This is a genomic window from Tunturibacter psychrotolerans, assembly GCF_040359615.1.
In the GTDB taxonomy this organism is placed as follows: Bacteria; Acidobacteriota; Terriglobia; order Terriglobales; family Acidobacteriaceae; genus Edaphobacter; species Edaphobacter psychrotolerans.
In genome coordinates, this window is sequence record NZ_CP132942.1 from 1,468,162 (window position 1) to 1,480,480 (window position 12,319).

The 12,319-nt window shown below is 54.5% G+C and carries 6 protein-coding genes; all 6 read left to right on the forward strand.

What is annotated here, in order from left to right; all coding sequences use genetic code 11:
- Window positions 1–458 precede the first annotated feature (458 nt).
- Window positions 459–1,709: a hypothetical protein gene (locus tag RBB77_RS06050; protein WP_353065565.1), complete on the forward strand. Its 1,251-nt coding sequence runs from the start codon at window positions 459–461 to the stop codon at window positions 1,707–1,709.
- A 395-nt stretch (window positions 1,710–2,104) separates the two neighbouring features.
- Entirely contained in the window at window positions 2,105–4,222 is a 2,118-nt protein-coding gene (locus tag RBB77_RS06055; protein ID WP_353065567.1) for a glycoside hydrolase family 3 C-terminal domain-containing protein, read from the forward strand.
- Between the two features lie 112 nt (window positions 4,223–4,334).
- The gene (locus tag RBB77_RS06060) at window positions 4,335–5,483 is read left to right on the forward strand and encodes an acyltransferase family protein (RefSeq protein WP_353065569.1); all 1,149 of its coding nucleotides are present in this window, start codon (window positions 4,335–4,337) and stop codon (window positions 5,481–5,483) included.
- Window positions 5,484–5,542: 59 nt separating this feature from the next.
- The gene (gene bglX / locus RBB77_RS06065) at window positions 5,543–7,843 is read left to right on the forward strand and encodes a beta-glucosidase BglX (RefSeq protein WP_353065571.1); all 2,301 of its coding nucleotides are present in this window, start codon (window positions 5,543–5,545) and stop codon (window positions 7,841–7,843) included.
- Between the two features lie 779 nt (window positions 7,844–8,622).
- On the forward strand, window positions 8,623–9,189 hold the full coding sequence (locus RBB77_RS06070; protein ID WP_353065573.1) for a PhzF family phenazine biosynthesis protein: 567 nt from the start codon (window positions 8,623–8,625) through the stop codon (window positions 9,187–9,189).
- A gap of 670 nt (window positions 9,190–9,859) precedes the next feature.
- Complete coding sequence (locus RBB77_RS06075) at window positions 9,860–12,196, forward strand: thaumatin family protein (RefSeq protein ID WP_353065575.1); 2,337 nt, start codon at window positions 9,860–9,862, stop codon at window positions 12,194–12,196.
- Window positions 12,197–12,319 lie beyond the last annotated feature (123 nt).

The window sequence follows — 12,319 nt, forward strand, 5'->3', positions numbered from 1 at the left end:
GGCGCCTGCGCCCAAACGACAGACGAGGGAGTGTTATCAAAAGGAAAAAGCATGCTTAAAACGACATAAAGCAAAAGAAGATTGCAGATTCTGGATGAGTTGCTATTGGCTGACATGGGGACTACCGTGACCACTTTCGTTCCGTGCGGAATCAGAAAGGATGACACTATCCGTTAGGGGAGACCGTCATAAGAGCCATCGGGTCCGAACCAATCTCTAGTTCGATAAAGACATCCATTTGAGAGACTTACGGTTGGTAACCGACTGATCAAAAAGGAATGTATGATACCCCGGAATCTAGTTGTCAATATGGAATAATGGGGGGTTGACGTTGGTCCCCGGCTCTATGCCGTCGTCGAAGGTTCTCCGTCCCTGCTTCTGCGCGGCAACGCGTCGAGGTGGACGCAGCGGCGGACGTAAAACCGGGAAAAGTAGGAAGAGAATCAGCAGAACTCACGATGCCATTGTTGCCACAATCCGAAAAAGAGGCTGGACACAGTCTCGCGTTAGATGCCAGTACTATCCGAGATCAGCTGAAGCGGCTCCTTGCACATCCGTTATTCGCGAACAGTAAGCGCTATCCCGTGTTTCTGGCCTACACGGTCGAGCAAACGCTGCTTGGCAATGCGGGCGAATTAAAGGAACGGACGATAGGTGTGGAGGCTTTTGGACGTGAACCAAACTACGATGTGAACCTTGATCCTGTAGTCCGTACGACTGCGGCCGAAGTCCGGAAGAGGTTGATCCAGTACTACTACAACACGGATCATTTCGGAGAGCTGATAGTCGAACTCTCGGTAGGCTCATATGTTCCCTCGTTCCGGGATCCAACGGTTCCCGTGAACCTCGAATCAGCGTCGCTGGTCTCTCAGAGGAACGGGGTGACTTCTCAGGATTCCCCCACAGCCGAGTTAAAATCTGCCGAGGCAGCCCCGCCTCCAACAGTGCTGACCACGCATCGATGGATATCTATCGCAACATTATTGTTGTTGGCCCTTTTCGCAGGATTCGGAATGGGCCGTATCCAAATCCCCCGGAAACCGTCGAATTTGGAACGATTTTGGGAACCGGTGACAGCGGCTTCGGGCAAGGTCACGTACTGCCTTGGGCAACCGATAGATGCGGTAGATCGAGAGCGCACCACGCCGAACGGGATGCCCCTCTATGGCCGTCTCGATGTCTCGGACGTGATCACGTTGGCGCGATCCATTGTTCCTCTTGTCCCAAAGGGCGGCGATTTTCGCGTTGTTTCCGATTCAGAAATCGGCTACACGCAGCTACGCGAAGGCCCCGTCGTGCTCATTGGCGCCTTCGACAACGTTTGGACCATGCGGATTACACAGGATCTACCCTTCGGATTCGAGTACGATTCGCAGGTGCGAAGGCTCGTAGACCGCAAGAGTCCCGAGAAGAGGTTTTGGACCCTCCAGTGGCAGGTGCCTTACACAAAGTTGGCAAAGGACTATGCCATCATCGCCAGGATTCATGACAGCGTAACGGGCCAACCAGTCATTATCATTGCGGGGATTCTAGGGGAAGGCACCGAAGCTGCCAGCGAGGTCGTCTTTAAGCCTGCGTATCTGGATGAGATGTTAAAGAAGGCGCCTAAGAACTGGGACCAACTCAACCTGGAAGCGGTGATCGAAACAAATGTCATCGAAGGCCACGCTGGCCCTCCCACCGTCCTCGCTGTCGAGACCTGGCGGTAGGTCTCCTAGCCTCTTCATCAATAACGCTATGACTTCATGTTGGCTGCGGTCGATCCCTCGGGGTGGATCCCAGTGATTTAGCCGTATGATACATGCCGAGAATGGCCGCCCGCTCCGATGGCAACCTCAAGCAAAATAGACAGTTATCGGAAAAGCGCCATGCTTCTACCCGTTGGAGCTTTTGCATCACGTTATTGATATTAGATTCTGTAGTCGTAGTCGCCCTTCTCGCACTGCCGCGATTTCTTCTGGCTTTGATTCTCGCCAGCGCAGCATCGCCAGGGCGACGTGGAGACACGATGCAGAAATGCAACTCGCAACTTTCCCTTTTGGTCGTTACGGCAGCCTTCATTGGAGTCGGTATCGCGTCGGCTCAGGAAGCTAGCCGGCCTTGGATGGATTCACACCTATCTCCAGGGGAGCGCTCTGAGCTGGTCCTGAAACAACTTACTCTCGATGAAAAGTTAGCGCTGGTGCATGGCAATGGTATGTCGGGCGAGTCGCAGTGGAAGATGCCTCTAACCCCTTTCACCAATGGCGGCGCTGGTTACACTCAAGGTGTCGAGCGCCTGGGTATTCCTCCCCTGATCATCTCGGATGCCGGCTACGGCGTGAGAGCCAGCGGCGCAAATGGAAGATATTCGACGGCGATGCCTTCCAATCTGGGTGCAGCTTCGAGCTGGGATCCAGAGTCCGCTTGCCAATTCGGCGAAGTGATCGGCGGCGAACTTCGGGCCCAGGGTTTCGACGTGACTTTGGGAGGGGGCGTGAATCTCACTCGCGAGCCCCGAAACGGGCGGACCTTCGAGTACGCGGGTGAAGATCCGCTTCTGGCCGGCACTGTCGTTGGAAACGTGATGAAGTGCGAGCAAGAACAACATGTCATCGGCGATATTAAGCACTACGCAGTCAACGACCAAGAGACTGGACGATTCGTGGTGAATTCTGTCATCTCGAAACGCGCGATGCAGGAGTCTGATCTATTGGCTTTTCACATTGCTATCTCTATCGCCAATCCTGGTGCCGTGATGTGCTCTTATAACCGAATCAATGGAGACTTCGCTTGTGAAAATTCCTACACGCTGCAGGATGTTCTCAAGAAGGATTGGGGATTCAAAGGCTTCGTGATCTCGGATTGGGGCGGCACGCACAGTACGGAGAAGGCGTCCTCTGCTGGACTCGACCAAGAGCAGCCTATGGCCGACTATTTCGGGCTGAAGTTAAAGGAGGCGGTGGACGCAGGGAGGGTACCTCTGTCCGAGATCGATGACCATGCTCGCAGGGTCTTGTACGCAGAGTTTTTAGCTGGAATCGTCGACGATCCTCCGCATAAGGGCGTGGTAAACATAGAAAAGGGGCTTGAGGTTGCGCAGCGTATCGAAGAAAAGAGCATAGTTCTCCTAAAGAACAACCAGGCCGTGCTCCCAATCATTCCGTCCAAGGTCCACAGCATTGCAATCATTGGCGGCCATGCGGATGTCGGAATGATCTCCGGTGGTGGTTCTGCACAAGTTGACCCGCCGGGTGGCAATGCCATTATGCCCCTTGGTAAAGGCGGAACGCATTGGCAGGATCATGTCTGGTTTCCGACTTCCCCCTTACAGGCGCTGCGAGCGAAGTTGCCGAACACAACAATTGAATTTAATCCGGGAACGAACCTGCACTCAGCTGCATCTCTAGCAAAGACCGCGGATGTGGCGATTGTCTTCGCCTATCAGTGGGAGTCCGAAGGTATGGACCTGCCGAATCTTTCGCTTCCGGACAGCCAAGATGCGCTGATCGAGCAGATAGCGGCAGCCAATCCGCATACTATTGTTGTTCTTGAAACAGGGACTGCCGTGACTATGCCCTGGCTCGACAAGGTGGCTGGGGTCGTTGAGGTTTGGTATGCGGGCAGCGCCGGGCACAAGGCGTTAGCAAACATCCTTCTCGGGGACGTCAATCCGTCTGGCAAACTTGCGATGACCTTCCCAAAGGGAGAGGCGGATCTTCCTCGGCCTTTAATCGCGCCCCTTCCTCCGAATGACGAGGGCCAAGGACATTTTGCTGTGAACTCCGAAACGCGCGTCTCCAGCTATGCCGTCCACTACGACGAAGGTCCCGAGGTCGGCTACAAGTGGTACGAAGCCCAGCACACGCAACCGTTGTTTCCGTTCGGTTTTGGCCTTTCATATGCGTCATACGCGTATTCCGGCCTAAGCGTCGATTCATCCGCGAAAACAGTCCGCTTTACACTCAAAAACACGGGCAAAAGGGCAGGGACTGAGATCGCGGAAGTCTACGCCACACTTCCCAAAGAAGCTGATGAATCGTTCAAACGCCTGGTCGGTTGGAAGCGTGTCACTCTTGCGCCTGGCGAGTCGCAGGATGTCACTGTTGCCATCGATCCACAGGTACTGCAGACCTTCGACGAATCGAAGGACACATGGATGCTGACTCATGGCGAATACGGCGTCCTGGTTGGGCCATCTTCAGGGAACACCCCTTTGAGAGCGAGCCTTCGGATCCATTGAGAGAGATCACTCGCCGAAACCACTCCGCGATGGACCCTGTTAGAACTGCAATGTACCTGCGCTAACGGTTCATAAGTCAAGTTGAAGTCCGAAAGATAAGGAGACCTCTCAAGTGAACGACGTATCAACTCTGGGTAAGACGGGCAGCGCGGTTCAAGTTGACCGGACAAGCACCGGGAAAGAACACTTTGAAGTGCTGGATGGATTGAGAGGGAGTGCGGCCATCCTGATTGTTATCTTTCACGTCTTCAACTACTCATTCGGTTGGGACACTCCTCTGAGCCTGATGCACCACGCCTACCTGGCAGTCGATTTCTTCTTCGGGCTCTCCGGCTTTGTCGTCGCCTATGCCTACGATGACCGATGGACTCGAATGTCTACCCTCCAATTCTTTCGGATCCGGCTCATTCGGCTTCATCCGCTGGTGCTGGTGGGTGCGACCTTTGGCCTTCTCGGCTATCTTCTCGATCCCTTCGGCAAGGGGATAAACCACACCTCAACGCCGATGTTACTGCTGGCCTATGTGACTTCACTTCTCCTGCTGCCTTCTCCTCCCGTAGGGGGTCGACAGGACGAAAGCCAGGCACTCAATGGGCCGGCGTGGTCCCTCATGCAGGAGTATCTCGGAAATATCGCGTACGCTCTGATTCTTCGCCGGCTGCGTGCGCTCACGCTTGGAATCATCTTCGGATTCTCCGGGCTGCTCCTCATATGGGTTGCGAATATGAAAGGTTCGATGGATGGAGGCTGGGGATACCCGAATATCTGGATGGCACCCCTGCGGCTGACCGTCTCTTTCGTGATGGGGCTTTGGCTGTATCGTATTCAGGGCCGCATCCGCCGTCCCAAACTTGGACTCCTTTTTCTTTCGATTCTTCTTGTGGTCATCTTTCAGGCGCCGAAGTTTCCCAACGCAGGCGGGCTTTCTTTCAATGGTCTGTACGATGCTGCGTGCGTGCTGTTCTTATTCCCGCTCATCATTATCTGTGGTGCGCACTCTAATGCTGGTGCGGGCATGATGAGGTTGTGCAAGTTCAGCGGCAGGCTCTCCTATCCCCTTTACATCACACATATCCCGTTCGTGTATATCATTGCGAATTTCGCTCATACGAGACATCCAGCCAAGTCCGTTCTGCTGACTTGGATCTTCCTGCTTCTGCCATTCGTGATCGCTTTGGCATGGCTAGTTCTTAAGTATTTCGATGAGCCTGTTCGTGCGTGGTTGACCCGCCGCTACGGCATAAAGCGGACAGCAGCATAATGCCCGACATCATGGCAGCAGGGAAGCCGATATATTTCCAAAAACGGAGGACGAAAATCATGATGTTGAAGAGATACTCTGCAATCGCTCTTTTTTGGATCGCATTCTCTAGTGTCATAGCCACCGGCGCACAGACAAGTCCTTTCAGTGCTGAGGCTAAACAGAAGGCCGAGTCTCTCCTGAAGCAAATGACTCTCGACGAAAAGGTTGGGCAGCTCAATGAATCGTCCGGTCTCGTGATCCCTGGCCTCGCTAAAGAGAAACCAGATGATCTCATTGCCAAAGGCGGAGTAGGTTCGATTCTTTGGCAGATGGACGTTAAGGAGATCAATCGCCTTCAGCATATCGCGGTCGAAAAGTCGCGTCTTCATATTCCAATCATCTTTGGTTTTGACGTGATTCATGGATATCGAACCGTCTTTCCAGTACCTCTGGCGATGGCCTCTTCGTGGGATCCATCGGTCGAAGAGCAGGCACAACATCTGGCGGCACAGGATGCACGCGCTGCCGGGATTGATTGGACTTTTACGCCGATGGTCGATATTGCGCGTGACGCACGGTGGGGTCGCATCGTGGAAGGTGCCGGAGAGGATCCCGTTCTTGGTTCCGCGATGGCACAAGCACAGGTCCGTGGATTCCAAGGTCCGAAGCTTGGACAGGACAGCGTACTGGTGACCGTAAAGCATTTTGCTGGTTATGGTGCAGCCGACGGCGGCCGTGACTATGACTCTTCCTATGTGCCGGAGGAGTTGCTTCGCAATGTCTACCTAGTTCCTTTTCATGCAGCGGTTCAGGCTGGGGCGGGTGGAATTATGAGTGCCTATATGGACCTGAACGACGTGCCTGCGAGTGGCAACCATTGGCTCTTGACCGACGTTCTCCGGAAGGATTGGGGGTTCCAGGGCATTGTGCTTTCAGATGCACTTGCAGTTGGAAACCTCGTCACCCATGGCTACGCGAGCGGTGGCGAAGACGCGGCCTATAAGGCGATCACTGCAGGCCTGAACATGGATATGGCTAGTCTTACCTACTCCCAAAATCTTGCGAAGGTGGTGAAAGATGGCAGAGTGAGCGAAGCCTACATCGACCAGATGGTGTTGCCTATTCTCGAGGCGAAGTTTGATCTAGGACTCTTCGACCATCCCTATGTCGACGAAGCTAGTGTCGATGCAGTCCTGAACCGTCCCGAGGGTATCGCGCTCGAGCGCAAACTGGCAGGGCGTTCCATGGTGCTGCTTCGCAATGAGAACCGAACTCTTCCCCTGTCGAAGGATCTGAAAAAGATTGCCATTATTGGCCCTCTCGCAGATGCTGCTCATGACATCGAGGGCGGATGGACGGTGGAAGGCCTATTCGGAAAGGGATCCAAGAGTCACCCCGTTACTGTGCTTGCCGGTATCAGGAATAGGCTGGGTACCGATGCGCAAATCACGCTTGTCGCCGGGCCTCAGCCGTCGAAGGTCTACACGAGTATGTTGGATCAGTTCACAGGTGCGAAATCTACACCTCCGTCTACACCTCAAGAAACCGCCGAGTGGATTGCCAAGGCCAAGGCAGCGGCCGCCGACGCTGACCTCGTCGTAGCCGTTATGGGCGAAACTGCGAGCATGAGCAGCGAAGCGTCTTCGCGAGCCAGCCTGGATCTGCCAGGAATCCAGGAGCAGATGTTAGAAGCTATTGTTGGTGTCGGCAAGCCGGTGGTGCTCGTGCTTGAAAATGGCCGCCCACTCGATATTCACTGGGCCTCTGAACACGTGCCGGCAATACTCGAGGCCTGGTACCCAGGCACACAAGGGGGCGATGCCGTGACCGACGTACTATTCGGAGATGTGAACCCTGGCGGGAAGTTGCCGGTAAGTTGGCCGAGCGCGTCGGGCGTCGAGCCACTCTACTACAACCACAATTTGACACATGACCCCGAAGATCGGCCTAGCTTCACGTCACGCTATTGGGATGTCTCTTCCAAACCGCTTTACCCTTTCGGGTACGGTCTCAGCTACACGGCGTTTAAATTTTCCAACCTCCATCTCAGCAAGAACAGGATGAGCGTGAGCGATGGCAACGAGGTAAGCGTCGACGTAACGAATACGGGTTCTATCGCGGGCGATGCTGTTGCACAGATTTATATTCATCAACGCTATGGTTCGGCATCTCGACCCGTTCGCGAACTGAAGGGATTTGAACGGGTTCTCCTCCAAGCGGGAGAAACCAAAACCCTCAGGTTTCCTCTTGGAACGGAACAACTGCATTTTTGGAGTCCGCAGTCGAAAACCTGGGTTGTGGAACCCTCCGATTTCGATGTGTGGGCCGGAGGAGATTCAACTGCAAGTCTTCACGCAGAATTTAAGACCACGCAATGAACGTCATCGTCGGTGTGTATTCGCATGCTGGCATGGGTTGACGGGGCTTTGTAGAATCAGCAATAGGATCTCTTATCCGTTTTATACGACGCACTATCCATTCATGTAGATCTATGCGAATTGGGTTGAGACGAGACATCTCGCACGGGAACAGCAAATTCACGTTGCTTTGCTACTTACACCGTTCGTGATCTTCTTTGCGCGGGTTGCGGCGATGTTTTTCGATGAGGCGATTCGCACTAAGCTCCGTCGCTACAGCCTTCAGAAGAGGAATTAGAAACTCTCCGAAGAGGAACGTCCAGTTCCAAAGAGGACACTATGCAAATCCGGTATGCCTTTGTCGACGCATTCACAGAACGCCCGCTAGCACGGAACCCCGTAGCTATTGTCCCTAATGCCGAGAGGCTGGATGAACCAACCATGCGGCGAATCGCGGAGAGCTCAATCAGGTCGCGACGAAATTCATTCTTCAGCCCAAGACTTTGATTTCGCGGATTGGAGCTTGAGATCTCTCACTACAGCTGGCCACGAGGTCTTCGAGCAGGACACAATTCGCTCGGCGCTTGGTGGTGGCTGGCCGAGTCCGGAAATCTTATGCTGGGTGAAGACCGCAATCACTTCACGCAGGAGATTGGAGGGGAGCTTTTGCCTGTGGAAGTTCGCTGCCAGCACAGCCAATCTGTCACGGTTGCCCTTACTCATATGTCTCCTGTATACGGAGCCGTTGCGAGGATCTTCCGAAGCTTGCCGATGCACTTGGAGTGCAGGATGAGAACATAATGTTGTCTTTGCCGGGCACAGGTGGTTTCGACGGGAGTAGCCCATCTGCTCGTCCCCGTAATAGATCGGGAGATCGTTGCAGAGGCCAACCCAGACTCAAAACGACTCAGACGCATACTCCAAGCAGCAGATGGAGAGGGGTGTTACCTGTATTGTCTGGATGCCTCGGAGTTACCGTCTTCAATTGCCCATGCTGGATTTTCAATCCATCACAAGGGGTCGTCGAGGAGGCCGCTACTTCGACTGCTGCTGTGCCACTGGCCTGCTTATTGCTGAAATACGGAATCGCCGCGAACAGGAAAACCCTTTTCATTGAACAAGGGTATGAGATGAAGCGCCCATGCGTATTAGAGGTTGAGGTCGAAAACGATGTTTTGCGACTGGCAGGTAGAGCTATCACGCGGTTCGAGAATGAGCTGCGAGAAGTAAGGTCTATATTGACGCGGAGTCTCGCCTGGACGGTCACTTTACCTTCGGCCAGAGCCGAGTTGACGTCTTCGAGCGCCGACACAATCGGGCGATGCAGCTCTCAAGCGTCTGCGCCCTGGCCTCAAGCATCGAGATAGCTTTAGGAAATCCGAATTGGACTGAAGCACCAGCGATGATCAGGTCACAGCCAAGCCCAACTCAAATCCTGCCCCCCCACGCAGCCACCCTGAACAACCGCGACGGTTGGAATCGTAGGGTTTTGAGCATATCAATCGCTCGCACAAAGACCTCCACACGGGGTTGCAACTCTGCCGCATCTATGCCTGGTCAGTCTCGTATGGTACTGCCCAGAAAGAAGCAAGGCCCTTTCCCTTGGATCAAGAGCGCACGAATGTTACTCTTGCGACCTGCTCAAACGCCTCGAGTACCCCTTCTCCCATTTGAAAGTCGATTGTTTGCCGGCTGGATGGTCGAGCGTGTCGGTACCGTCCCTTCTCGAGGAGGGAGTTTCCGCATCCTGTCTCAGTTGAACGGATTGTTGTGTACCCAGCTGCGGCAACGCAAAGATATGTATCTGAAAAAGTAACGAATGTGTTCCAGCGGAACATAGCTCGGTCGATCAAAGGTGGCACTACCTTCGTACCGTTTACAGCACACGTGGGAAGTCCTATGTTCCTTGAAGTTGGATCGCCCAAGACTCATTGAAAGCTTGTGTTGTTCTACGGAGGTAATTCCTTGAATTTGCTTCTGCCAAACCTTAGTTGTCTGCATTTCTCAATACTCCCACCACGAAGTCGACATATATGGATGACGCCACTTCATGTGGCACTGATCCTCCTTTGTGCATTCGGCGGCATGGCCATCGCCCAGACCCGTCAATTTGTCATCACAAACAACTGCGCAGAAGCAGTCTGGATTGCTGGCGCAGGTAGTCCCACCCCTATCTTCAATGGCTCGTCAGGAGGCCTAGAACTTCCCGCCGGCGCGACCGTTACCACCTCACTGCCCACACCTTGGGTCGGTGGCCGCTTTTGGGGACGCCGTCAGTGCACCTTTGACGCCAACGGAAAGGGCTCATGCCAGACAGGTGACTGCGGGGGACTCCAATGCCAGCATGCTGGAGCGGGAAACACAAGTCTGGCTGAGTTCACACTCACGGGCTCAGCGACCGGGGCAGATAACTACGACATCAGCCTCGTCGATGGCTTCGACTTCCCCCTCTCCGTTCAACTCAACGATCCGGACCCCGCCCATGCGATCAACGCCGCGTGCCAGGTAGATCTTCGCAGCTCCTGCCCTGTGGGACAGCAGATGCTCGACAGCTCTGGACAAGTCGTAGGATGCAAAAGTCTCTGCAGCCAGTATGGGACGGCGAACTACTGCTGCGCAGGGCCCTACGGTTCGCCACAGGCCTGCAACAATGTGAATTGGGACACCAACTACCGTGGAGCCGTGCTCAAGCAGTCTTGCCCCTCGGTCTATGGGTATGCCTTTGATGACCCATCCAGCGACTTCAATGTAGCTCCTCTACCCTCTTCGGGCTATCAAATTACATTCTGTCCAGCAAATAATGTTCCCAACTCAAACCCTGCGATCGTTCCGACCTTTACGATCACTTCGCAGGAACCGAGCGAGACTGTAACACCCGGTGGCTCCGTCGCGTACAACCTTAATGTAACCGCAAGTAGCACATTTACTGGCACCGTCAAGCTCTCTGCCGCGCATCTGCCAGGCAGTTGCACCTGGACCACAGCGGGTAAGGTATCCTGCAGTAATAAGGGATCCTCAGCCTCTTTCAGCACGTCCAGCGTCAGTTTGACACCGGGAGTAACCGTTCCCGTCATCCTAACTGTCAATACGACAACGACTCCATTTCCGATGTTAGGCGCAGGGAATATCGAGGTTATTGGCCAGAGTGGTGCGCTCGAAAACGTATGGGAGGGATCGTTGACTGTGGTCAATCCTACAGCTCCCGACTATGCCTTCAGGGTTACGCCAACATCTGCGCAGACCGTTCAACCAGGTACTCCGGTCGTCTACACCGTCAAGGTCACGCCGGTGAACGGCTTCACCGGCGTCGTCTCGATGAGCACCTCTGGTCTTCCTGCAACCTCCACATCGCTCACATTGCCGCAGTTCACTTTTACCGGCGATCCTACACCGCAATCGGCGACTATCACGATCGCTACATCTGCCTCTGCGGCAAAGCGAGCCTACTTTCCTTTGTTCACCAGCTTTAGCGCAAACAGCCTCCACGACGCTCAAGTCGCACTGACGGTTTCATCGACAGCTCCCAGTCCGGATTTCACCGTCTCTGTGACTCCTCCAATGACCACGCTTCAAGCGGGAAACAGCGCGTCCTTCACGATTACGGCAACGTCGGAGAGCGGCTTTAGCTCCACGGTCACTCTTAGTGCTACGAGCCTTCCGGTCGGGGTGACGGCGACGTTTACGCCCGACTCGATTTCCGAAGTGGCTACCTCATCGCTAACGGTCGCCACGAGCGCCTCGACATTGCCCGGAACCTACATTATTCCGGTCACGGCAACCTCTGGTTCGCTGAGCCATACCACGAACATCTCTCTCGCGGTCAACGCGGCCGGCGTCCAGTTCACCGATCTTGACATTGGAGATCCGGGAACCGCTGGTACCTTCAGCGCAAACGGAGGCACCTTCACGGTAGGCGGCAGCGGCAGCGACATCTTTGGAACTGCCGACCAGTTCAACTACGCCTACCAGTCGGCTAGCGGCGACTTCACGGTCATCGCGCACGTCGATACCCAGACTGATACTGACGAGTGGGCCAAGTCAGGGGTGATGGCCCGCTCTACCACTGCAGAGAATGCAGCCTTCGCCGCGGTCTTTGCCACGCCAAAGCACGGTGTCGCCATGATCGCTCGCACGGCGGATGGAGGAGGTACGACAGATCTGGGGCAGGCCCAACTAAACGTTCCTGCATGGGTCAAGCTCCAGCGAGTTGGCAACACCTTCACTGGCTACGCATCTCCTGATGGCGTCAATTGGACGCTCATCTCTACCAAGGATGTCGGTATGACCGGATCTGTCACCGCCGGTCTCGCCGTAACCTCAAAACGGGAATCGACGCTCAATATCTCAACGTCCGATGGCGTCACCATTCAGTAGGAAGAGAAATTGAAAAATGGTGCAGGCGATCTGCCCCTTGATTACGTAATTCACTGTGGTAGATGAACGCGCATCTTGTTGCGAACCACTGAAGAATCTAGATCTCCCCCTGCAATTGACGTA